16 protein-coding genes are annotated in these 23,615 nt (G+C 59.1%); 14 read left to right on the top strand and 2 right to left on the bottom strand.

Features of this window, described 5'->3' with window-relative positions:
* Positions 1–115 precede the first annotated feature (115 nt).
* Both EKD05_RS10180 and EKD05_RS10175 read right to left on the bottom strand, forming a co-directional pair.
* Complete coding sequence (locus EKD05_RS10180; protein ID WP_129672326.1) at positions 116–1,801, bottom strand: DNRLRE domain-containing protein; 1,686 nt, start codon at positions 1,799–1,801, stop codon at positions 116–118.
* Positions 1,802–1,883: 82 nt separating this feature from the next.
* The gene (locus EKD05_RS10175; RefSeq protein ID WP_129672325.1) at positions 1,884–2,873 is read right to left on the bottom strand and encodes a GHMP kinase; all 990 of its coding nucleotides are present in this window, start codon (positions 2,871–2,873) and stop codon (positions 1,884–1,886) included.
* A 197-nt stretch (positions 2,874–3,070) separates the two neighbouring features.
* Between EKD05_RS10175 and gmhB the strand changes: the two genes are divergently transcribed.
* The 14 genes from gmhB to EKD05_RS10105 all read left to right on the top strand — a co-directional run bounded on the left by gmhB (position 3,071) and on the right by EKD05_RS10105 (position 23,458).
* A complete protein-coding gene (gene gmhB / locus EKD05_RS10170) occupies positions 3,071–3,688 on the top strand; it encodes a D-glycero-beta-D-manno-heptose 1,7-bisphosphate 7-phosphatase (protein WP_129672324.1) in 618 nt (205 codons plus the stop codon).
* Between the two features lie 53 nt (positions 3,689–3,741).
* Entirely contained in the window at positions 3,742–5,313 is a 1,572-nt protein-coding gene (locus EKD05_RS10165; RefSeq protein ID WP_129672323.1) for an HlyD family efflux transporter periplasmic adaptor subunit, read from the top strand.
* A gap of 79 nt (positions 5,314–5,392) precedes the next feature.
* Positions 5,393–7,078: a lipopolysaccharide biosynthesis protein gene (locus EKD05_RS10160; protein ID WP_129672322.1), complete on the top strand. Its 1,686-nt coding sequence runs from the start codon at positions 5,393–5,395 to the stop codon at positions 7,076–7,078.
* A gap of 1 nt (position 7,079) precedes the next feature.
* A complete protein-coding gene (locus EKD05_RS10155) occupies positions 7,080–9,089 on the top strand; it encodes a hypothetical protein (RefSeq protein ID WP_129672321.1) in 2,010 nt (669 codons plus the stop codon).
* Between the two features lie 21 nt (positions 9,090–9,110).
* On the top strand, positions 9,111–11,582 hold the full coding sequence (locus EKD05_RS10150; RefSeq protein WP_240695721.1) for a hypothetical protein: 2,472 nt from the start codon (positions 9,111–9,113) through the stop codon (positions 11,580–11,582).
* A gap of 68 nt (positions 11,583–11,650) precedes the next feature.
* Entirely contained in the window at positions 11,651–12,817 is a 1,167-nt protein-coding gene (locus tag EKD05_RS10145; RefSeq protein ID WP_129672319.1) for a DUF1624 domain-containing protein, read from the top strand.
* Between the two features lie 244 nt (positions 12,818–13,061).
* Positions 13,062–14,552: an oligosaccharide flippase family protein gene (locus EKD05_RS10140; RefSeq protein ID WP_165360673.1), complete on the top strand. Its 1,491-nt coding sequence runs from the start codon at positions 13,062–13,064 to the stop codon at positions 14,550–14,552.
* Positions 14,553–14,620: 68 nt separating this feature from the next.
* Positions 14,621–16,564, top strand: a complete 1,944-nt coding sequence (locus tag EKD05_RS10135; protein ID WP_129672317.1) for an asparagine synthetase B — start codon at positions 14,621–14,623, stop codon at positions 16,562–16,564.
* Positions 16,554–16,973, top strand: a complete 420-nt coding sequence (locus tag EKD05_RS10130) for an S-adenosylmethionine decarboxylase family protein (protein ID WP_205703912.1) — start codon at positions 16,554–16,556, stop codon at positions 16,971–16,973. Before EKD05_RS10135 ends, EKD05_RS10130 begins: the two co-directional genes overlap by 11 nt.
* 18 nt (positions 16,974–16,991) lie before the next feature.
* A complete protein-coding gene (locus tag EKD05_RS10125) occupies positions 16,992–18,353 on the top strand; it encodes a glycosyltransferase (RefSeq protein ID WP_129672316.1) in 1,362 nt (453 codons plus the stop codon).
* 191 nt (positions 18,354–18,544) lie between these two features.
* Complete coding sequence (locus EKD05_RS10120; protein ID WP_129672315.1) at positions 18,545–20,020, top strand: flippase; 1,476 nt, start codon at positions 18,545–18,547, stop codon at positions 20,018–20,020.
* Positions 20,017–21,351 carry a glycosyltransferase family 4 protein gene (locus tag EKD05_RS10115; protein WP_129672314.1) on the top strand — a complete coding sequence of 445 codons (1,335 nt, stop codon included), beginning with the start codon at positions 20,017–20,019 and terminating at the stop codon, positions 21,349–21,351. Before EKD05_RS10120 ends, EKD05_RS10115 begins: the two co-directional genes overlap by 4 nt.
* On the top strand, positions 21,348–22,265 hold the full coding sequence (locus tag EKD05_RS10110) for a glycosyltransferase family 2 protein (RefSeq protein ID WP_240695720.1): 918 nt from the start codon (positions 21,348–21,350) through the stop codon (positions 22,263–22,265). Before EKD05_RS10115 ends, EKD05_RS10110 begins: the two co-directional genes overlap by 4 nt.
* Before the next feature lie 11 nt (positions 22,266–22,276).
* The gene (locus EKD05_RS10105) at positions 22,277–23,458 is read left to right on the top strand and encodes a glycosyltransferase family 1 protein (RefSeq protein ID WP_129672313.1); all 1,182 of its coding nucleotides are present in this window, start codon (positions 22,277–22,279) and stop codon (positions 23,456–23,458) included.
* Positions 23,459–23,615: the final 157 nt, after the last annotated feature.

Here is a 23,615-nt window from a genome sequence, read left to right as displayed (position 1 = left end):
CTACGCAGGGCAAAGCCGGCCTGCGCCGGCTGGATCAGGCCACGCAGGTGGCCTTCGCTCTCCAGAAGCCGAGCCGTTCACGGCGACGGAAAAAGATGCCATTGCCCTACGTTGCTCACGGAGCAACTGGCGTGCCAAGGGTAATGATGAGCGTCGGACGAGCCACGGCATTCCAATCGCCGGTTTTGCTTGAGACAAAATATTTGCCACTGTGATAGGCGCTGTCAGCCGAATAGAGCGCCAGGCGCAGGGGGCTACCTTCCGCATAGGCCCGCGCCACCCCGGCACTGACATCGAGCGTGCGCGGTACGCCAGGCCACCCGGGGAAAGCGGGCAATGGATCAACCCAGCCAGAGCCGATGTTTTCGCGCGCTAGGGGCGCATTGTTCCAGGTCAACGCCCCTGCTTGCCAATTTTCGCCGACAACAAAGGCCTGAAGCAACGAGCGTTCGGCATCCTCGGGCTGCGAATTACCAAATTGATGCAGGATCAGCTGGGCTGAAACAACAACCTGGCCTGGCGGCAACGAGGCAAGCGGGAAGATGGCATAATATTTCGCAAAACAGGGCCAGTCGGCAATATCGGACTGGTTCTGAACATTGAACTGGCTGCTGTCGGGCGGATCAGTCGCCTGGCCCCACTCGGTCCAAAAATCAAGGCCGTCGCCACAGGTCGTGCCGCCACCAACACCGGCATCCTGCACCACCAGGCCCGGCCCCTGACGAAGGGTATAGGTCGTCTGGTTCGTTGTCGGTGGGGACGTGTAGCCTGGTGCGCCAAAAACAAGGTCGCCCCAGCTGGTCGGGTTGGTCGTCACGCCCGCCGGAGGCCACACTTGCACAGGGATGGGCGTGCCGGCTTGATCATCACGATCATGCACTTCAACGGCCATCCGCCAGGCCGTACCAGGCGAAGGTGGCCCAGCAAGACCAAGGCTGCTAAAGGGAATGCGGAAGGTCATCGCCCAACCGCGATCATCGCTATTGTCATTGAGGGCCTGACCACGCCAGCCAGGGGTGGTCGTGAAGGCAACCGGCGCGGCAACCCAGGTGCCTGTGGTGCCACGGGCCGAGGCTTGAAAGGCAGCCCCGCCACCATTGCTTAGTTGCGCGGTAAACCGATAGCTATTGGCAGTCAAGCCAGTGCCGGTGCCAGGATCGAGATAGAGCGTCGCCGCGTCCCAATCAGTCAGGGTAGCCACCGAAGGCGTAGAATTATACCAGAGGCGGCGGTCAAAGATCGCCAGATAGACATAGAGTTCCTGGTCGTTCGAGCCAATACGCACATCGGTATAGTTCTGCGTCGGCGTCACCTGCCCAAACCAGAAGAGCGCCATTTCGCCAAACTTTGTGCTGAGATCCTGGACGGCGTGGTAGGGCGCGTGGACACGAAAGGCCGAGCGAGGTTGAGGTGTTGGCCCCGTCGTGCTCGTTGGGGTGGGTGTTGCGCTACTTGTCGGTGTTGCGCTGCTTGTCGCGACGGTCGGCGTCGCGGTACTCGTTGTCGCGACGGTCGGCGTTGCGGTCGCCGTAGACGTAGCCGTACCAGTGGGCGTTGCCGTACTGGTCGACGTGACCGTGATCGTCGGATCACGGGTAGGGGTAAGAGTCGGTGTCGAAGTAGGCAAGGGCGTTGAAGTTGCGGTTACCGATGGGACAACGGTTGAGGGCGAAGGGCCGGGTTGAGCAACAATGGGTAAAAAGAGGAAGTGGGAAGGAATGACTTGCGCAAAGAGCAGCACAGTACTAAAACTCAGACAACATCCTATGAGCAACAGCACCCTGATCCGGGAACGAAACATAAGCTCCCTCCTCCACATGCTGCTTGTGACGAAGCATGCCAGCGTAACTGGCATGCTTCGTCACAAGCAGCATGCATTGCGGCTACAACTCCTCCTCCACATAAATAATCTTGCTTCCCTGTGGCTCAAAACGAATGGGCACGCGCCGTAACTCGGGCAAGGCGGCAAGGATCGCCGCGTGGCGTTCAACGGGGGCATAGAGGAGCAAAAAGCCACCGCCGCCAGCGCCAAGGATCTTGCCTCCCATTGCCCCGGCAGCGCGTCCACGTTCATACCAGGCATCAATGCGGTCATTCGAGATACCCGAAGCGAGTTGACGTTTCAGCATCCAGCCCTCGTGCAGAATTTCACCGAAGGCATCAACATCATTGGCCACTAGTACCGCCCGCAGGTCGTGGGCCAATTGGACGAGGCGACGAAGGTTTGCGCGCTGGCGAGCATCCTGTTCCGTCTTCGAGCGCTGCTCGGTCAAGACCGTCGCCGTCTGGCGGGTCTGACCAGTATAGAGCATGAGCAGACGGTTTTGCAACGTCACCCGGGTGGTGGCGGAACAAATAACGGGGTCAACAAAGACACTCTCGTCGGGATTGAACTGAATAAATTGCAAACCGCCGTAGGCCGCAATATACTGATCTTGCTTGCCGATAGGCGCACCGCAGCGTTCGATCTCAATATAACACGCTTCGCGCGCCAGCCGCTCGGCGCTCGCAAAACGACCGCAGAAGGCGTGCAAGGCATTCAACAGGCCAACGGTGTAGGTGCTCGAAGAGCCAAGCCCCGTGCCCTGCGAGGGAATATCGGAAATGGAGGTAATCTCGATGCTCTGATCGCGACCGGTCAACTTGAGGGCCTCACGGATCAACTCGTGTTGGAGTTCTTCGACCGAATTGACAATTTCGGTGACGGAATAACTAGCGCGGATCTGGTGATCAAACTTCGCATTCGCATTGATATAGATATACTTGTCGATACTGACGCTCACCACCGCCCCGGGCTCGTGGCGATAAAAAGCCGCCAGGTCACTGCCACCACCGGCAAAACTGATCCGCAAGGGTGTTCGCGAGATAATCATTCGGCTCCTTTTGTCATGCTTACGCCACCGGCCACAACGAACGTCGCGCTACAAGTCTACTGTACCAAGATAAACGCGGGCGCACAGCTTCTGCCCACGCTTGTGACAAGATTGTCAGCCCTGTTTAGACGATATTTAGCCACGTTTTATAGGCGGCGACTATCCTACGTAGGCCGATAAGTCTCACGAGGAGTGCGATGCGTGCCATTTTCCTTGATCGGGATGGAGTAATCAACGAAAACCGTTCGGATCATGTGAAGACATGGGACGAATTTCAGTTTCTCCCAGGTTCACTTGAAGCAATGCACCTGCTCAGTGAGGCAGGGTATCCGCTCTTTATCGTGACCAACCAGGCCATTATCAATCGTGGCATTGTGACCGCAGCAACCGTCGAGATGATTCACCAACGCATGCTGCAAATCATGAGAAAATGTGGCATCATAGTAGAAGATCTCCGTTATTGTCCCCACCGTCCCGACGAAGGGTGCGCCTGTCGCAAACCGGCACCTGGCATGCTCACAAGCCTGATCCAGGCCCATCAGATCGATCCGCAGACGGCGATCATGATTGGTGATGCGCTAACAGATATCGCGGCGGCACGTGCCTGTGGATGTCGGACGATCATGGTACGGACGGGACGAGGGGCCGTCGATCTTACAGAGAAGCCGGATACTCTTTGCCTCCCGGATCTTGTTGTTGACGACCTCCTCGCTGCCGCCCGGTGGATCATTGCCGAGCAGGCGCACCTCGAGAGTCCTGCCGATACGCACGTACCGACACTGGTTGGGCGGAACCAGACCGAACCAAGCCGCTGAACAGAGCCAAGTGCCTGAGAACGAGGGCCTGACGCCTTCGACGGAGTGGAGCGATGAACGAGTTTTGCCAGAAACTGATCCGCGGGTTGAGCATCCCCCTGCTGGGGCTAACGCTGGCTGGCTGTAGCATTGGCCAGATCGTAGGTTCACCTACCCCAGAACCTTTTACCATACCAACCGTTGTGCCAACTGACATCACGGCAGCCACGCCTGTACCAACAGCGGTAGTCACGACAACTGACGAAGGGCGTACCGTTGCCGTGCAACGCGGCAATGTTCGCGATATCCGCGTGCTAAATGGGCAAGTGGCCCCTGTGCTGGAACGTGAGCTGGCGTTTCGGCAAAGCGGGGTGATTCGTCGGCTCTATGTTGATCCTGGGATGAGCGTGACGGTCGGAACCTTGCTCGCCGAGCTTGACCTTGGCACGTTGCAAGAGCAACTGCGGCAGGCACAGATCGTGGCCGAGCAGGATGCCGTGGCGATTAGCCGGGCCAATGAAGGGGGCGGCATTGAGGTGCGTCGGGCCGAACTTGCGCTTGAAGAAGCCCGCGCTGCGCTGAGCGAACTGCAAACCCCACCCACTGCCCAGGCGGTAAGTGAGGCCCGGGCGCGCCTCGAACGCGCCGAAGCGGCGCTTGCCCGCACGCGCAACGATGCCTCAGCCGAGAAGACGCGGGCCGAGCGGGAACTCAGCGATGCCAAGGCCGAGCTTGAGCGCTTGCAGGTTCGCTATGCCGAACTGGTAGCCCAGAGTGAACAAAATCCCGCGACCGTTTCAGGGGCCGATTTGCGTGAGCTTGAAGCAAGCGTGCGAGCCGCCGAGAGTGCAGTCGCCGTGGCCCAAATCAACTATGACACGGCCTTTGGCAACGAAATCGCGGCCCTTCAGTCAGCCCAAGCCGATGTTGATCTTGCTCGTGTCAACCTGGATCAACTCATTGCCGGGCCAGATGCCTTTCAAGTAGCTGAGGCCGAGCGTGCGGTGCGTCTGGCAGGCGTGCAACTTGATGCCGCCCGTCAGAATGCCCGCCCCGACCCGCGCCTGGTGGTCGCGTTATCGTCGTCGCAACTCGCGGTCAAAGAGATTGAGAATGCCATTGAGACCCGCCGCATCTATGCACCCTTCGATGGCACGATTACGGCCGTTGAAGCGATGGCAAGTTTCCCGGTCCAAGCTGAAATTCCAGTCATCCGGCTGATGGATAACTCGGGCTTTGAAGTGACGCTCAGCAGTCTTGATCAAGCCACGCTGAACCGGATCACCTCGGGGATGCCCGTGCAAATCAGCTTTACCCGCTATCCTGAACGCCAGGTTGCTGGCACCGTACGGATGACCTCAGCCGGGACGATGGCTGGCGGTGGTTCAATGGTAGCGGTGAGCTACAACGCGCCCGAGCTCAACCTTGGCAATGACGATCTTGCCAGTGTGACCTTTGATTTTGGCGAGCAGCAGGATGTGCTCTGGTTGCCCCCCGAGGCGCTGCGCCGCGATACAACTGATTATGTGCTACGCGTCGGGGCTGGGACAGAAGAACGCATTGATGTTGTGGTCGGTGCGGTGAGCGACGAACGTATCGAAATACGCGATGGCTTGCGTGAAGGTGATGAGGTTGCGCTGCCCTAATGATGGGCAGCGCAACCTCATCAGAGCAGCACATTGGGGGTTTGGGGCATGCTATCCTTAAAAGAAAAGGCATTTTTTCATGCTGACGTTTGATGATCTATGGACATATCTACGCGTTCTTTTGCGCTGGTGGTGGGTACTCGTGCTGGGTACCGTCCTTGCCGCGAGCGTAGCCTTTGTCATGGCATCACGCCAGCCGAAATATTATGTCGCCCAGACAACCTTGATGATTGGTGACTCGCTGACCTCGGCGACGCCTGATGCGCAGTTGATCGGGTTGAGCAACGCGCTGGCCATGTTTTATAGCGAAATGGCCCGCCGTGAACCGATCCTCGGCCCGGTCACCGAAAAGCTGGGGCTCACGTTTGAATGGCAGGTGATCGCGAACTATATGCTCGCGACCTCGGTGAATAATCGGGCGAGTTTGCTTAATATCACCGTTACCGACACCAGCCCGGAACGTGCCGCCGCTCTGGCGACGGCGATTGCGAATGAGTTGATTGCATACAGTCCCAATTCACCCGAAAAGGTGGCGTCACAACGCCTCTTGATCCAAGAACAACTGACCCAGGTGCAGACTAATCTCGGGCAGATCGATCAGATGATCGAGGAGACCCGTGCGATGCAGGCACGGGCATCGGGGGCTGCCGATATGCGCGAGATGAGCAATCGTCTCGAAGAACTCGGACGTACCCGCGAGGCGAGCCAAAACACCTACAATGAACTGGTACGCCTTATCAATGGGAGTGTCGCCAATACGCTTAGGGTGCTTGAAGAAGCGCGTGTACCGACCCAGCCGCTGCCCGATAAACGCATGCTTACAGTCGCGATGGCTGGTATGGGTGGTTTCATCCTGTCCGCCCTGGCCGCCTTGCTGCTCGATATGCTTGATGATCGCTGGCGCAGCAAGAGTGACCTGCGCTCACGCTTTGGGGTGCCGTCGCTTGGTCTGGTGCCCGGGCGGCGACCACTGATTACGCTCAAACCTGGCACTGGCTGGCAACGTGAGCTCGCGATGCGCGAAGCGCATACCAACATTGTGCTGGCGGCGATGGAACAGGGCAGTGGTAGCCTGATGATCACCAGCCCCACTCCTTCGGAGGCCCGGAGTGCCTTCAGTATCGATCTGGCCCAACTCTTTACCCGCTCGGGCTATAGTGTCCTGCTCGTTGATGCCGATATGGAACAGCCCATCCTGACCCGGATGCTCGTTGGTGATAATCCCGAAGCGAATAGCACACTCTACACCAACGGCAAACCCGAAATCTGGTCGCGGATGTATCCGACGATGCTCAAGAATGTGCTCTTGCTGGCGCACAATGTGGGGCCAGATGGCGTCGCCTTAACGCCGTCACTGCCATGGAGCGAATTGGTCGAGCATTTGAAGCGGGTCGCTGATATTGTCATCTTTGATGGACCATCAACCTTGCCAAGCGTTGATGCCGCCCTGCTGGCCCCGCTGGTGGATGGGGTGGTGCTCACCCTCAATCCTGCTTATGACAATCGTGGTGCCATTACCGAGAGCAAAGCACGCCTGACGCGCAAGCGGAAGACCACGCTGCTGGGGGCAGTGATGCTCACCGAAGAAGTCCTGGCGCATCCAGCGCAGACCCAGTATCCCTGGCTGCCCTTGGTCAAGAACGCGCCAATGTTGGAAGACGGGCAGGTTGACGCGCAGATTGAGCAGACTCAAGCTGAGCCACCCCGTGCCAATGATGATCGGGTCATTGTTACGCCTCCCCCAGGCGATGTTGAGGCCCGCTAAGGTGAAGCAACGCACCCTCCTCACCCGACGCCAATTTTTGGGCACCGTTGCTGCCGGGGCCATCGGGTTGAGTACTGCCGGGATTGGTTATGGGCTTGAGGCACGTCAGGCCCCGCCACCCTTTGGGCCTGAACACGGCGTGGTTCCAGGGGCCACAACCCTGCCTGTACCTGCGACGGCCCCGCTGCTGGTGGTTGACAATGCACGTGCCGTGCCGTCGTTTGCTGGGTATCTGGCCGAGATCCTACGGGCCGAGGGGTTGTTTGCATTTCAGGAGGCTGAGGTGACAAGGCTGACGCGCACAGCATTGCAACAATACCCGCTGGTGCTCTTGAGCGCCGGGCCGCTCACGGCTGACGAAGCGACGCTGCTGCGACGCTATGTCGTTGAGGGTGGTCTGTTGCTTGCTTTGCGCCCAGATCCACAGCTTGACGAGGTCTTTGGCGTGCGCCACCTTGGCGCCGTCGAGCAACGTGGCTCACTTCAGGTTGTGCCCGGCGCACCAGCCGTCACCGGGATTGAAACCGGGCGCTTGCAGTACCATAGCCCGAGCGCTCGCCTCGAACTGGCTGGGGCGCAAGAGTTAGCCCGCAGTCAGGCCGGCGCACCCCTGATCACACTGCATCATGTTGGGGCTGGCAAGGCGGTTCTCTGGGCCTTTGATCTGGCGCACAGCATTGCCTTGCAACGGCAGGGCAATCCCGAAGAGGCCGATACCGACCGGGATAACATTCCGGGGGTGCGTGCCGTTGATATGTTTGTGGATTGGATTGATGTTGAGCGCATCCATGTGCCGCAGGCTGACGAACAACAGCGATTGCTCGCGAATATGCTGTTGGAACTCAGCAGTGCGACCGTGCCGCTGCCGCGCCTCTGGTATTTTCCTGGTGGAACACCGAGCGTGCTGGTGACGACAGGCGACGCCCACGGCAGTACGGCCAATTATGTCGAAGAGGTGCTCGCCCGCGTTGAGCAACGGGGCGGCACGATGTCGATCTATTACACCCCCCCGCCGGCGAGTACGCTCGGACGGATGACCCGCAAGGCCCGCTGGTGGGCTGCCGATGTGCCGGTGATGGGGGTGCTGCTCGAGCGCGATCAGCCCCTGCCCACCCCAGGGCACCTCGCGACGTGGCGCGAACGCGGCCATGAATTTGGCATGCATCCGTATGTCGAAGAGGGTCTTGCCTACGGCTACAACGCCTACTGGAATGAATTTCTGAAATTTGGCTATGGGCCAGTACCACCGACGGTACGCACCCATCGCATCCTCTGGCACGGGTGGGTCGAGAATGCCCGTGTACAGGCCCAGTATGGGCTGCGCATGAATCTTGACCATTACCACATTGGCAGTACCGTCCGCACCGCCGATGGCGCATGGCGTTCGGGGTACCTGGGCGGCACCGGGCTCCCGATGCGTTTTGTTGACCAAGATGGCACCCTGCTCAACGTCTTTCAACAGGCAACCCACTTGGTTGACGAGCATATGATGAATGTCTTCGATACGGGCTATGACCAGGGCCTGGATGGGTCAATGGCGGCAAGTCTCAGTCGGCACCAGCTTGCCGAAAGTGTCGGGCGGTACCCGTCGGCCCTGGGGCTCCAGTGCCATATTGACCCCTTCCTGCTCGGTGGCGCGAAGGCGGCGAATGTGGGTCAATGGTTTGACGAGACGCTTGACTTTGCTGCCGATCTTGGCGTCGCAACGCTCTCGGCAGAACGCTGGCTGGCTTTTGTCGAAGCACGCATGGCAGCCAGGGTCGAACAGGTGCAATGGCAAGCCGCAACAGGCCGCTGGCAGGCGACCCTCGATCTTGCCCCCCAGCCAGCCGGACCGCTTGAACTGATGCTCCCCCAGCAACACAATGGGGCCGAGTTGACCACCCTCCGTCTCAATGGCGAGACCCATCCGTGGCATCGTCGCCGCCTTGCCGGACGCGAGTATGTCGGTTTTTATGTGCCCCATGGACGCACAAGCATCGAAGCAGGGTACAGTCTATCAGCTCTGTGAAATACTGAGGGAGAACCACTGTTGAGTAGCTCATCTACAGCCTGGCAGCGTTACGTCGGACTGGCCCTTATTTCAGGCGCGGTTCTGGCCCTGCAAATCACGTTTACGCGCATCTTCTCATTGATGATCTGGCACCACTTTACCTATCTGGTTATTGGTGTCGCCATGCTTGGCGGTGGCGCAGCCGGAACCTTTCTGGCAGTACGCCAGTGGGATCACGCCACGATTGGACGGCGCATTGGTCTGCTCGCGGTGATCTTTAGCCTGTGTACCCTGGTCAATCTTGTTGCGATCAGCATGGTTGGCATTGATCCGCTACGGGCAAGGCAGTTGCCCTGGACAATCGTCGGTCTCGGTATTTATTTTAGTTGTCTTTTTGCAACTTTTTTCAGTGGTGGTCTTACGATTGCGGCGATCTTCAGTCGCTGGGTTGGGCAAGCGCACCGGCTCTACTTTGCCGACATGGTTGGCGCGGGAATCAGCACCATCGGCGTTTTGGTGCTAATCCAGACCTTCAGCGGGCCTGGTGCGATTGCGCTGGTGGCAGCCATTGTCGCCCTGGCGGGGTTATTCCTGGGAAGTGAAACGGCCCCGCGCTGGCGACGGCTTGCACCGGCGGCACTGGTGGTAGCCCTGGTGATCACAACCCTCATTGCGACTATCGCGCCCTTGCGGTTGCCGGTACCCGGATCAAAGGAACTGGGCTGGGCAATGCAGGCGCAGGAGACCGGGCCAGAATACACGCGCTGGGATCCTGTAGGGCGCGTTGATGTCATGCCAGAAATTGTCGTTCGCGAGCCGATGATCGTCGGCGCAGTTGGCTCGGTCTATCTGCAAGATCTCGAGCGCAAGCCGGATCTGCCGCTGAAGTTGCTGACGATTGACGGTACCTCGATGACAGGGATGTACGCCTTTGACGGCAGCGATGCCGATCTCGAACGCTTCCGCTTTCTCGATCACGCGGTCATCAGTGCGCCCTACTATACCGGCCTGCAAGAGCCAAGCGCTTTGCTGATCGGGGTCGGTGGCGGTCTCGATATTCTGCTTGCGCGGCTCTATGATGCCCGAAAGATCACGGCGATCGAACTGAATCCAACGATCGTATCGTTGCTCAAAGGCCCGTATGCCGACTACACCGGGCGCATTGCCGAGCATCCGAGTACCGAATTGATTGTTGCCGAAGGGCGGAGCTACCTGACGCGCAATACCGAAAAGTATGACATTATTCAGGGCATTGGCCTCGATAATCTGGCGGCACTTTCGGGTGGTGCCTACGTGCTAGCCGAGTCATACCTCTACACCGTGGATGCCGTCGAGCAAGCCTTGGGTCATCTCACGCCCAACGGCGTCTTTGCGTGGACCCGCGATGTCAATAGCCCACCCCGCGAGATGCTGCGGCTGACGGGGTTGGCCGCCGAAGCGTTGCGACGCAATGGCGTGACCGAGCCAGCCGCGCATATTGCCATTGTCGCCAACGAAGCAGGCGGCAACGCTACGCTGCTCGTCTCGCCGTCGCCCTTTACCCAGGAGGCGATGGCCGAACTGCGCACCTGGGCCGAAGCCAACAACTTTGGCATGCTGCACGACCCGTTTGTGCGGCAGGCGAGCACTTTTGCTGATTATCTGTACGCGCCCGATCCACGCGCCTACGAAGAGGCCTATACGTTCCACATCTACCCGGTCACCGACGACAACCCATTCTTCTACAACTATTTCAAATGGAGCAACCTGCACTTCAATAGCGCGTATGAAGGCCGGTTGAACCGCTTCCCCATCGGCAATCTCATCCTCCTGACGATGTTTAGCATGGCCCTGATCACGGCGGTGGTCTTTATTGTGCTGCCCTTGATCCGATACAAGCGTGACGGACTGCGGACGCCCGGCGCGATGCCGGTGCTGACCTACTTCAGTCTGTTGGGCGCGGGCTATATCTTTGTCCAGATCATTCTAATCCAACGTTTTACGCTCTTTATTGGCTACCCGATTCATGCGACCACGATTACCATTGCAAGCATGCTGGTCTTTTCGGGACTAGGCAGCCTGATCGGGCGGCAGATCTTGCATACCGCGCAGCAACTGCGTATGGCACTCCTGCTCATCGCAGGACTGATTGGCCTCTACATTGTTGCCCTTCCTCCGATCATCAGCACACTGCTCTACCTGCCCGACCTGGGCCGAGAGATTGCCAGCGTCGTGATGCTAGCCCCTCTCTCATTAGTCATGGGTATGCCCTTTCCCGCAGGATTGCGCCAACTGGGGGCCCAGGCCCCGGGGTTGACACCCTGGGCATGGGGCGTCAACGGGGTCTTCTCAGTACTCGGGTCAGTGATGGTGATCATCATCAGCATGGCAAGCTCGTTTACCGTCGCGATGATCTGTGGGGCAATCTGCTATGGTGCCGCCGCCGTCGTTGCCCCGGCCCTGTGGCGCGTGACGATGGAACGACGTGTGCCAGCAAAGTCTGGCACTGTACCAGGGCTGGCGGCAGAGTAAGGAAGGCCGAAGCATTGCCTTGGCTATGCCAAGGCAATGCTTCGGCCAGCCATAGAAAAGGGTAGTGTATGGCGGTACAGGCACGCACAGTTCAAAAAGCCGATGTCCTGACACGTGAAGAAGCGGTCAGCACCACGCGCATTCTCGCCATCGATGCCTTGCGCGGGCTGGCGATGCTCTTTATGGCGCTCGACCACGCCAGTTTCTTTGTGGGGGCCGGGTTGCAGGCCGAGTCCTACGGCGGCCAGTTCGTCACCCTCCAGAGCATTGCGTACTGGGGGTTAGGGCTGGTCACGAATCTTGCCTCACCAATCTTTTGGCTTTTGAGTGGCTATAGCCTGGCATTGTTCAGTGCAGGCCGGCTGCGCAAAGGGTGGAGCACCTTGGCGGTGAGTCGGTACATGCTGATCAGGGCGGGGGTGATTCTGGTGCTCGATCTGACGATCTGCTGGTTCTTCTGGATGGGCGACGCACCTTATGTGCATGTGCTCACCGCGATTGCAGTCGCTATGGTCATCCTGAGTGTACTGCGTCTCTTGCCAAAGCACCTGCTCGCCCTTGTTGCCGGGGCGGTCTTGCTGATCTATCAGTGGGTGATCGGGACGATGGCCCCGGCGCTCGCGGCCGACACCCCCCAGAGTTTCTGGCAGGCGTTCTGGCTGACCTATAGCTACGATACGGTACCGGCGGTCGGCTTTCCAATCCTTGGCTGGGGGCCATTGATGTGGCTAGGGTATGCGCTTGGAGCATTGCAAGGGCGTGAAGCAATGCGTCAGCCGCGCACCTGGCTGCTTGCGGGCCTCGCGCTGCTCGGGATGTGGCTTGGGTTACGGCTGCTTGGCGGCTATGGCGATCTCGGGTCAGTCGGGCAGATTGGCGGAACCCCGGCGCACTTCTTGATCATGAGCAAAGCCCCGCCGAGTCTCACCTATTTTGCCTTCAACCTAGGGCTGGCGGCGCTGCTGCTGGCGGGGCTTTTCACCATACCCAACCTGCTTGCCCGCGGCCCCCTCCAGCCACTGATCACCATCGGCCAGGTTGCCCTCTTCTTCTACGTCGCGCACATTGTGGTCTATCACTTCATTGCCCGGATCTTCGCGGTGCTACCTACCCCGGGGCCAGCCGTCATCTGGGGCTGCCTCGCCTTTAGCGCAGGCTTGCTGATCCTTGTCCCGCTCAGTGGTGCCTATCGGGATCTGCGCAAGCGGTATCCCAAGGTGCTGAGCTATCTGTAGAACGCCGCAATGGGCAAAATCTTGCCCATAAGGTGGTTGTTTTGACGCAAAGGCGCAAAGACACAAAGGTCAGTTCAACAAAACTGTCACCTTATCTAGCACAAGATTTAGGACAGTGTTATCAGACTAAGATATGGTAGATAATATCATCTAAGCACGAAACCAGAGTAGTGTCCCATTCTACGGGCATTTCCAGGGTAACTCCATTGCGTCAAACAACCTGGAAATGTTCTATGTATGGATAATGACAGAGCCACAGAAGCAACAAAACCATCAGCCTGCAGAACGACGCGATCTTGCTCAGATTATTTTGCGCAATACGCTTGTCATCACAGTGGCGAGTTGGGGCCTTAAAGCTGCAAACTTTTTCTATCTGATTGCAGTTGTACGCTTGCTCGGCGCAAGCGGGTATGGGCAGTACGCAGCGGTCATCGCCTTCGTCGGGATGTTCGGGGTCTTCTTTGAACTCGGCATGACCCAGTATGTCGAGCGCAATCTGGCCCGCGATGGCGGCAAGATTCAAGAGGTGCTTGGCGATCTCATCGCCCTCCGCATCATGCTTGCGGTTGCAGCGATTGTGGTGCTGCCGATCATAGCCTGGAGCTTTGGCTACCACCCGGATCTCGTGATGGGTGTGGTGCTCTATGCAGGCACCTTTGTGCTAGCAGCGCTCTTTATGCCGTTGCTCTCGGTGCTCAATGCAGCCGAGCGCTTCGATGCAGTCGCGGCGATCCAGGTGCGCACGCAGTTGCTAAGCATCGTCGTCAGTCTGGTTGTCCTGTGGCTCGGTGGCGGGGTGCTGGGCTTGCTGAGTATCGGCTACCTGATTTTGCCGATCCAGATTTTGATGGCAATGCACATTATTCGACGGCTCGGCCTCGGGTCGTTGCGTCCGATCATTCATGTTACTCGCTGGCCGGCCCTGCTCGTCGCAGGCATCCCCTTTGGCCTGACCTCGCTTGCACTCACCTTCAACTTCAATGCCGATGCCGTTATCCTGAGTAGTCTGCGCAGCGATAGCGAAGTGGGATGGTACAGCGCTGTCTACGGCCTCGTCTTCAAGCTGGTGGCCGTTGCCGACGGATTGTTATTGACGATGACGCCCTCGCTGGCGCGCGAGCACGTCAACGACCCCGAGCAGGTACAGGCCTGGACAAGCACCACCGTAGGCTGGCTTGCCTTTTTTGGTCTGCCGGCGGCAGTCGGGCTGAGCCTGCTCGCCACACCGGTCACGACCATGCTCTTTGGCACAGCCTTTGCCCCCGGGGGGCCTGCCCTCGCCATCCTCGCCTGGGACATTCCCTTGCTGCTCTTCACCGCCTTTTGCGGTAGCGCAGCGGTCGCGATGGGTCTGGAGTGGCCGGCGGCACGGATCTATTTGCTCGGCACCAGCTTGAATATCGGGTTGAACCTCATCTTCATTCCCGCCTATGGCATCATCGCGGCGGCGGCGATCACCGTGATCACCGACGGCCTCTGTGCCATCCTCTTTCTTGGCCTGCTCGGCAAACGCATGCGGCTCGAGGCCCTCGGTTCGCGTATGTTGCGCATTGTGCTTGCCTCGGTGGTCATGGGCCTGGCCGTCGCACTAGCACGAGATTTGCCCCTGCCTGTGGCAGTGATCATTGGCATAACAAGTTATGGAGCTATGGCCCTCGGGTTGCGGCTCGTTGATCAAGCCTTGATCAATCAGGGCCTCGAACGGCTACGACGATTGCGGACAACGACACCTTAGGCGAGGAAAGAGGAAACAGGAAACAGGAAAGAGAAAATAGGAAAGAGAAAATAGGAAAGAGGAGCACCATGAGTGGCGTTTTTGGTTATCTTGGTCGAGCAACCCAACAGCCAGTTGCCCAGGTGATCGCGACGATGGGGGCACGGATGCGCCATGTCTTCACCCAGCAACTTGAGCAGAGAGTGATCAGCCCAAAGGTAGCCGTGGGGCGACGCCATCTTGGCTTGCTCAATCAACAGCCTCAACCGGTGCAGAGCGCTGATGGCAAGGTGGCGCTCTGTCTGGCCGGTGAGTTTTACTTCCAGGAGGCGCGTCGTCACCAGCTTGAACGTGAAGGATTGCTAGACCGCCAAGCGAGTGCCGCCGAGTTTGCCCTGGCGCTCTTTCTGCGCGACGGGGCCAGTGGGCTGACCAAGCTTGAGGGGGCTTTCGCCTGCAGCATCTGGGATGGCCGGACACAGACCCTCTGGCTGATCAACGATCGCTACGGACTCTACCCGCACTACTATGCCCATGCCCGGGGTGCCTTCGCCTTTGCGCCCGAGCTCAAAGGGGTGATCAGTGCGCCCGAAATCCCCCGGCGGCTCAACGAGACAGCGCTGGCCGAGTATCTGCGGTTTCAGCAACTGCTCGGCAACAAAACCTGGTTTGAAGATGTGCAGCTTTTGCCGCCCGCCTCGCTGCTGCGCTATGACCTGGAGCATAATCAACTGAGCCTTGAGCAGTATTGGGACTGGGATCAGATTGGCGAGATCACCGGCCTGACCTTTGACGAAGCGGTTGAGGAGGCGAGTCGCCGCTTTCAACGGGCAATTGAGGCGATGACCGCGCCACCGTTACGCCCGGGCATCTTCTTGAGTGGCGGGTTGGATGGGCGCATCATTCTTGCCTTTGCCGATCAGCCCACACCGCCGGTGACCTTCACCTTTGGTGCGCCGGGTAGTCGTGATGTCGTCTATGCCGCACGGCTCGCCCGCCGCGCCGGGGCCGAACATCATTGGGTACCCCTGGAAGATGGACGGTGGGTGCTGACCTATCACGACCTGCATCTGGCTCTGACCGAAGGGATGCATAGCTGGATGCACGCCCACGGAATTAGCATGCTCGCCACAGCACGCCAGCATATGGATGTGAACCTGAGCGGCTGGGATGGGGGCACGACGATGGGCGGGTTTGCCGTGCTCGAAGAGCATCAGGCTGACCGCTATTACCGGTATCCACCCGACGAGATGGCCTTGCATGAACGCATGTTTCGCGCCTTCTGCCAGGATGTCACCTGGCCTGGCATGAGCGAAGGCGAAGCGGCGAGCCTGCTCAGTGGCGCAGGCCGCACCCATCTGCGGGATCGAGCGTTTGAGTCGCTGCGACAAGAACTCGTCCGGACACGCCACTATCGCCCCGCGCATCGCACCGACTATTTTATCATCCAGAATCTTATTCGGCGGAGCCTGCAAAATCAGATCGTCACGCAACGCTCAATGCTTGAGGTACGTTGTCCCTATTTCGACTACAGCTTTGTTGACTTTATGTATTGCTTGCCCGACACGATCCGCACGCGACCCGAATTCCGGCGCGCTATACTCACCAGACGCAAACCGGAACTCGCCCTAGTGCCCTACGAAAAAGACGACCGGTTGCCCCATAGCAACCAGTTGTTCCGCAACGGTGACGGGTTCTTGCGCCGAGGCAAGGCCTGGCTCAACCGACGTGTTGGGGGGCTCTTTCCCCAACGACCGCGTCTCTATGCTGATTACGAAGCGTATCTCCGCACTGATCTTCGGAACTGGGCCGAGAGCATTCTCTTTGATCAGCGCACCCTCGAGCGCGGCCTGTTTGACGAAGCAACGGTGCGTTCGCTGTGGCAGCAGCATCTTGCCGGCGACCAACTCTGGACGATTGGCAAAATTGCACCACTGCTGACCCTGGAGATGGTGATGCGGCGGCTCTTTGAGGACGCAGCACCAGACGGAAGAGAGCTCATTGCAACCAAGGAGGAAGACTATGTCACGTGATGTCTACGGGGTACACCTTACGATGCGGCTCGGGTCGATTGCCAACCAGGAAGCCTTGGATAATGAAGCGTCGGTGAATGGGTTTCTTGTTGATCTGGTCAGGCGGCTCGAGATGCGCATCCTAGCGGGGCCGCTCGCCGGGCGTGAAGATGGCCCACCCGATCATGCAGGCTGTTCAGGGGTGGTGATCCTCTATGAGTCACACGCCGCGATCCACACCTACCCACACCTCGGCCAAGCATTTTTAGATGTGTTTTCGTGCAAGCCATTTGATCCAATCTTAGCTGAAGAAGTTATTGAGCAACACTTTGGCAGCTATGAAATTATCGAGCGCCAGGTGGCCGACCGGGGCATTCACTGGGAACGTGATGTGAAACGCGAATTGCATATGTGGCAAAATCAACGATGAAACAAGAAAGACATATGGATGCGTATTCTTATTGCAGTGCATGGGTATCCACCCGAACATAATGGAGGTGCCGAACGACGAGCCGAGCGCACAGCCCGAGCGATGGCTGAACGCGGTCATGAGGTGGCCGTCGTCTGTATTCACACCGATAACGCCGAACACACGGATCTCCGTATCACCCACAGCTTGCAGGATGGGATCGAGGTGTGGCGCATTGCGTTCAATGGTGGCGCGAACCCCGATCCGTTTCGCTGGAGTTACGATCATCCCGAGCTTGGAGCCACCGTTGGTCGGGTGATTGACGCATGGCATCCCCAGTTGATGCATCTCTTCAGCGGGTATCTGCTTGGGGCTTCCACCGTTGATGCAGCAGTTGCTCGCCAGGTACATGTGGTGATTGATCTCACCGACTACTGGTGGCATTGTCACCGGATCAATTTGCTGACCCCATTGGGCAAACGGTGTGACGGGCCAAGTCAGGCTGGCTGCGCACGCTGCCATGCGGAACAGCATCGTCGTTTTCGCTTGCCGGCGCAGCTATCACCCAATAATGCTGATATGGCGTGGTCACTTGTGCAACCCGACAATCTGCTTGGCCCCATGCTCGGCTTGCCAGCCCAGGCGTCACGCTCAGCACGGCTGCAAGCAGCCCTCGCCAAAGCCGATGTCTTGCTGGCCCCGTCGCAATTCCTAGCTGATTTCTATCAGCGCCACGGCACGAATGGGAAACGCATGCACGTCTGGCGGCAGGGGGTCGAGTTGACGCAGTGCCCTCTGCGTACCAATGAAGCCACCTTGCGCATTGGCTATCTCGGCCAGGTCAAGCCCCACAAAGGCGTTGATCTGCTGATTGCGGCCTGGAAGAAGCTGCGCGGGACGCAACCGCGCCGTCTTGAGATCTACGGCTCAGCGGCAGGTGAACCAGACTACGAGCGCCAACTGAGCCAGGAGCTCGCACAACTCCCCGATGCTGCCTGGCACGGTGCCTATCAGGGCAGTGAGGTGTGGGAAGTGCTGGCACAGCTTGATGTGGTCGTGGTACCGTCGCGCTGGGTGGAGAATAGCCCCAACAGCATTCTCGAGGCCCAGGCTGTCGGTGTGCCAATTGTGGGCACAAAGCTTGGCGGCATTGCCGAGCTCGTTGAGCACAACCGCAACGGTCTTCTTTTTACGGTGGATGATGCTGACGAACTGGCACAGAATCTGCAACGCTTGCTGGATGAGCCAGATCTGCTGCCGCACCTGCGCACCAACGCGATGCCGTTCTTCTCGCACCAGGCAGCGATGGATCGGCTCGAAGCGCTGTACCATCAACTTACCCACAAACAATTGGATGTAGCTCACCCTCTGCGTCTCCGCGTCTCTGCATCTCTGCGTTAACCCCCCCCCCTTTTTAACGCGGAGGCGCAGAGGCGCAGAGGCGCAGAGGCGCAGAGGGTGAGTGAGGCGCAACTATACAAAACTGTCACTTCTGTTGCGCCTGAATTTAGCGGGAAGTTAAGTCACTCACGTATGCTGTAGTCATCCCCAGGGTACAGGAGCAAGGCCTTGCCAAGGAAAGTGTCATTCTGATGCAGCAACTTTCGCGAACTATTTTGCGTAATTCCGCCGTGGGCTTGATCGCACAAGTTGCGATCAAGCTTTTGTCGTTTGCCTTCACGGTGCTGATCATCCGCAATTTGGGGGCGACCGATTTTGGTCAATATGCTGCGGTGATCGGTTTTGGCACGGTCTTTCTCTTCATCGCTGATCTCGGGCTAGCCCCGTATACGGTGCGCGAGGTGGCGCGTCTGCGCGATACCCCCGATGGCGCCGAGCGCATCAGAGATCTCTATGCCGATGTGCTTGTGCTGCGCCTGGTGCTGGCGATTGTGGCGGGGATCTGTGTGGTAATCGCTGCGGTACTGACCGGACGACCCGGGCTGATGATTGGCGCGATTGCGCTCAATTCGGTTACGGTGCTGATCTATGCCGTGCATGGCAGTAGCAGCGCGATCCTTGCCGGCTACGAGCGGCTTGATCTGACCGCTGGTGTGCAGGTGGTCAATCAGTTGATTTTTGTGACGCTTGGGGGCGTTGCCCTCTGGCTTGGTTTTGGCTACTATGGCCTGATTTTCGCAACGATGGCCGGGGTCTTCGTAATGACGATGCTGGTTATCCGGGCCTTGAAGCCGCTTGGGATCAGGCTCGGGCGGATCAGTCGCGAGCGCTGGCTTTCGTTGCTGCGGGCGGCGTTTCCCTTTGGGGTCATTGGGCTGACACTCGGCATTTCGTACCGTTTTGATACCGTGCTGCTCAATATCTTTAGCGGCGATACGCCTACCGGCCATTACAATGCGGCCTACAATCTGATCTTTGCCCTCGTTACGCTCTCGAATGTGCTCAATACCGCGCTCTACCCGTCACTCTCGCGGCAGGCGACGACGGCCCCCGAGACGTTGCCGCAGATCTACGAGCGGATGTTGCGCTATTTAATGCTGGTGGCCTTGCCGATTGCGGTTGGTGGCTATATGTTGGCAGGCCCCATTGTGGCGCTGCTCTTTGGGCCAGCCTATGCACCGGCGGCTCCGTTACTGGCGGTGCTCATCTGGGCAGTACCGCTGATGTTTTTGTCCGAGTTTCTTGGGTATGTGGTCGTGATTGCCGGGCGCGAGGTCAAGGTGGCGCGAGCGATTATGATCAGTAGTAGCCTCAATATCGTCGCGAACCTGGCCTTGATCCCGTTCTATGGTGTCGCCGCTGCGGCGATCATTACCGTTGTCACCGAGGTTGTCCTGGTGAGCCAGTATCTCTGGCTGTTGCGCGATATGCTCGGCCAGATGCAGTGGCGTGAACTCGTGCGAACCGTTGCCGCGGTGGGCGTGATGGGCTTGCTCGTTTATGTTGGACGTGAGTGGCCGGTGGTCGTGACAATTGCGTTGGGCGCGCTTGTCTATGCTGGGCTGCTCCTTGCGTTGCGGGTCGTAGGGCGAGAAGAGGCGATCTTTGTGCGTGGCTTGTTGGCAACACGACGTGCGGCGGCTGAACCACAGCAGGGGGCAGTATGAAGGTCTTGCTTGCGGTTCACCACTTTCCACCGCACTACAATGCCGGGGCCGAGTTGTACACGTTGCGACTGGCACGCTGGCTGCTTGCCCACGGCCACCAGGCCGAGGTTGTCTGTATCGAGACACTTGATGAACAAAGGCCAGCCGGGGTTGAGGCCATTCAGGATACCTATGAAGAGGTTCCGGTCTGGCGTTTGCATCTGGGGCTGCGCAATGCACCAAGCAACTGGAGCTACGCGAACCCGATGGTGGCAACGTGGATCGCAGACTATATGCGCACCGCACGGCCTGATCTACTGCACCTGCACAGCGGTTATTTGATTGGCGCGGGGGTGATCGAGGCCGCCCATCAATGTGGTGTACCGAGCATTGTAACGCTCCATGACTACTGGTTCCTCTGCCCGCGCATTACCCTGCTGCGCAGCGATGGCAAGGTCTGCACGACGCCACCAGCCGACCCGGCAGAGTGTGCCTGGTGCTTGCAGCAGGATCAGCGGCGCTATCGCCTGACGGAACAACTGAGTGGGGGGGCCGCCGGGCGTACCTGGATTGCCTTGAATGGTGAGGCGGGCCGACACGAGCAGGCCGCACGACGCGCCTATCTACGCAAGGCCCTCGGTCTGGCTGACCTGGTAATCGCGCCTTCACAATTTCTCGCCGACATGTTTCGTGACCTGGTTGAACCCGCGCGGCTTCAGGTGGTGCGCCTTGGCGTCAAGCTTGAACCTTTGCGTCAGATACCGCCACCACCGCAGGACAATCCTTTGCACCTCGCCTATATCGGCCAGATTGCGCAGCATAAGGGCGTCCATCTGATCATCGAGGCATTGCGCCTGCTGCCGCGGGGCGAGCGCACGGTTCAGTTGCACGTGTATGGCGATCTTGACCAGCATCCAACGTATACGCAGCGCCTGCGCAATCTGATGGGCAAAGATGCTCGGATCACGCTTGCCGGGCGTTTTGCGAATGGACGGATCGCCGAGGTACTGGCGGGGGTTGATGCCATTATTGTGCCCTCGATCTGGTACGAAAATAGCCCGCTGACCATCCTGGAAGCCCAGAGCGCCGGTCGGCCTGTGCTCGCCTCGGCCTTTGGCGGCATGGCCGAACTTGTCCAGGATGAGGTCGACGGACTGCACTTCCACCCCGGCGAGGCGAAAGATCTGGCCCGCCAGATCAAACGGCTCCGTGATGAGCCAGGGTTGCTCGCCCGCCTCGTGGCGGGGGTGCGCCCCCCTACAAGCATTGATGAAGAACTGGATTGTCTGCTGGCAACCTACACGCGCATCATTGCTCAACACCAGCCAACGTTGCTCCCGGAGGCTGCATGATGAAACCCAAGGTTGCGCTTCTTGTGCTCTGCTATAACGGCATCGAAGATACGCTGGCGTGTCTGGCGTCGTTGCAGCACCTGACCTATCCCCGTGAGCGCTATGCCATCGTGGTGCTCGACAATGCGTCGCAGGATGGCACGCCCGAGCGTGTGCGGGCGGCGTTTCCTGATGTCACCGTGATTGAGAATGGGGCGAATCTGGGCTTTGCGGCAGGCAATAATGTCGGTCTGCGCTATGCCCTGGCTCATGGCTATGACTATGCGCTGCTGCTCAACAACGATACCGAGGTCGCCCCTGACTTTTTGAGCATCCTGGTTGCGGCGGCTGAGGCAAGTCCGCGGGCCGGGGTGGTGGGGCCGACTATCTATTATCACGCCGACCCAGACCTGATCTGGTCGGCGGGCGGATGGATCGACTGGCAGCGGGGCGTCGGCCTGATGGACGGCACCGGAGAGCGCGACAGAGGCCAGTATCCCGGATTGCGCCCGGTGGACTTCGTCACTGGCTGTGCGTTGCTGGTCAAGCGCGGGGTGCTTGAGCAGGCCGGGCTATTGGACGAACGTTTCTTTATGTACTACGAAGAGACGGAATGGTCGGTGCGGGTGGCCCGGGCGGGCTACGGCATTCTGCACGTACCGGCGGCGCAGGTCTGGCACAAAATCCCGCTCGATGCCCGCTTTGACCAAGAGTACCTGGCCTACTATATGACGCGCAATCGGCTGCTCTTTCTCCAGGCAATTGGGGCCAGACTGGGCACCTGGCTGCATGCCCTGGTGCTGCAGGATCTGCGCACCTACGCCAGCCTCTGGCTGCGCCCAAAGTGGCGTACGCGGCGCGGACGGATCGGGATGGGCCTGGCATGGATGGACTTCTGGCGGGGAAGGTTTGGGCGCCTTGAACAGGCCCTGTGAGGAGACTAGCTATGCGGATTGGCCTTGATGTACGCTATCTCTCGCATGGGCTTGTGGGCGGCGTGCATACCTATCTCAAACACCTAGTTCCTGCGCTGATCGAAGCAGGGCGTACGCATCATTTTGTGCTCTATGCGGATACCAAGGCTCCGTTTGAGTTGCAGCATCTGCCCGACCATGCGACGGTGCGCTATCTGCCGTATCGCGGGCCGCACTCGAGTCTCGTCAACGATCTCGTCAAGCTGCGGCGGGCGATGGCCCAGGATGCCCTGGACGTGGCGCATTTCCCGACGAACTATGGCTTTGGGCCAGCGGGGGTAGCAAGCGTCATCACGCTGCACGATGCGATCAATGTGATGCCCCTGCGCGAGATCATCGCCGGTCACGCCAAAAACCCACGGACAATCGCAATGATGACCTACCTGCACCTGATGAGCAGCCAGGCGGTACGGGGTGCGCACGGCATCCTGACCGTCTCGGAGCATGCGCGGCGTGCGATTCTGCACTATACCAGGCTTGCGCCAGCGCAGGTCGTTGCCATCCACCACGCCCCAACGCCCGATCTTCAGCACATCAGCGATCAAGCCGTGCTCGCCGAGGTGCAAGCACGTCACGGCATTACGCGACCCTATCTGCTGGCCGATGGGCTGAAGAACCCGGCGGTGCTGGTACGGGCGTGGCGTTTACTGCCTGCCGCGCTGCGTGAGCAATACGAGATCGTCTTTTTTGCGCGCCAACAACCGCTACCGGTCGTACAGGAAGCGGTTGAGGCCGGGTTTGCGCGGCTCTTGCTGCGCCCTTCGCGTGAAGATCTGATCGCTCTGTTTAGTGGGGCCTCAGCGTTTCTCTTCCCCTCGTGGATCGAAGGCTTCGGCATTCCACTGCTCGAAGCAATGACCTGCGGCGCCCCGGTGATCGCCTCGGATCGCGGGTCGATCCCCGAAGTCGCCGGTGACGCCGCCTTGATCGCCGATGCCGAAGATGAGCATGCCTTTGCCCGCCATATCGAGGCCGTGCTCACTGACCCAGCCGAAGCCAAGCGGCTGCGCGAGCGTGGCTACCAGCGGGTGCAAGCCTTCTCGTGGGCAAAGACCGCCGAACAGACATTGGCGAGTTATCAGCGTTTTGTTGCCGCAAGCAGCCAGCGCCGTCCAGGTACGGCCACAGACCTTGCGGTGCCACACCGTGATTGAATGCTCTGGGAATGAAGTATTCTGGTGTCGTCAGCTGACCACGAATTGGGGCCACGAAGAAACGAATACCGCACCGCCCATCTTCGTTTATTCGTGGTCAGTATTCGTGGTCGGCGGCGCGACCAGACAACTTCATTCACCAACTATTGAAGAAGAG

The sequence above is a fragment of the Candidatus Chloroploca sp. Khr17 genome (assembly GCF_004138165.1).
Lineage (GTDB): Bacteria > Chloroflexota > Chloroflexia > Chloroflexales > Chloroflexaceae > Chloroploca.
The sequence above is the reverse complement of the archived record's forward strand: the minus strand, read 5'-3'. Positions and strand labels throughout refer to the sequence as shown.

Bases quoted from the DNA above. Each gene is read 5' to 3' on its own strand.
- EKD05_RS10180 (WP_129672326.1), bottom strand. From the start codon at position 1,801: ATGTTTCGTTCCCGGATCAGGGTGCTGTTGCTCATAGGATGTTGTCTG.
- EKD05_RS10175 (WP_129672325.1), bottom strand. From the start codon at position 2,873: ATGATTATCTCGCGAACACCCTTGCGGATCAGTTTTGCCGGTGGTGGC.
- gmhB (WP_129672324.1), top strand. From the start codon at position 3,071: ATGCGTGCCATTTTCCTTGATCGGGATGGAGTAATCAACGAAAACCGT.
- EKD05_RS10165 (WP_129672323.1), top strand. From the start codon at position 3,742: ATGAACGAGTTTTGCCAGAAACTGATCCGCGGGTTGAGCATCCCCCTG.
- EKD05_RS10160 (WP_129672322.1), top strand. From the start codon at position 5,393: ATGCTGACGTTTGATGATCTATGGACATATCTACGCGTTCTTTTGCGC.
- EKD05_RS10145 (WP_129672319.1), top strand. From the start codon at position 11,651: ATGGCGGTACAGGCACGCACAGTTCAAAAAGCCGATGTCCTGACACGT.
- EKD05_RS10140 (WP_165360673.1), top strand. From the start codon at position 13,062: ATGACAGAGCCACAGAAGCAACAAAACCATCAGCCTGCAGAACGACGC.
- EKD05_RS10135 (WP_129672317.1), top strand. From the start codon at position 14,621: ATGAGTGGCGTTTTTGGTTATCTTGGTCGAGCAACCCAACAGCCAGTT.
- EKD05_RS10130 (WP_205703912.1), top strand. From the start codon at position 16,554: ATGTCACGTGATGTCTACGGGGTACACCTTACGATGCGGCTCGGGTCG.
- EKD05_RS10125 (WP_129672316.1), top strand. From the start codon at position 16,992: ATGCGTATTCTTATTGCAGTGCATGGGTATCCACCCGAACATAATGGA.
- EKD05_RS10120 (WP_129672315.1), top strand. From the start codon at position 18,545: ATGCAGCAACTTTCGCGAACTATTTTGCGTAATTCCGCCGTGGGCTTG.
- EKD05_RS10115 (WP_129672314.1), top strand. From the start codon at position 20,017: ATGAAGGTCTTGCTTGCGGTTCACCACTTTCCACCGCACTACAATGCC.
- EKD05_RS10110 (WP_240695720.1), top strand. From the start codon at position 21,348: ATGATGAAACCCAAGGTTGCGCTTCTTGTGCTCTGCTATAACGGCATC.
- EKD05_RS10105 (WP_129672313.1), top strand. From the start codon at position 22,277: ATGCGGATTGGCCTTGATGTACGCTATCTCTCGCATGGGCTTGTGGGC.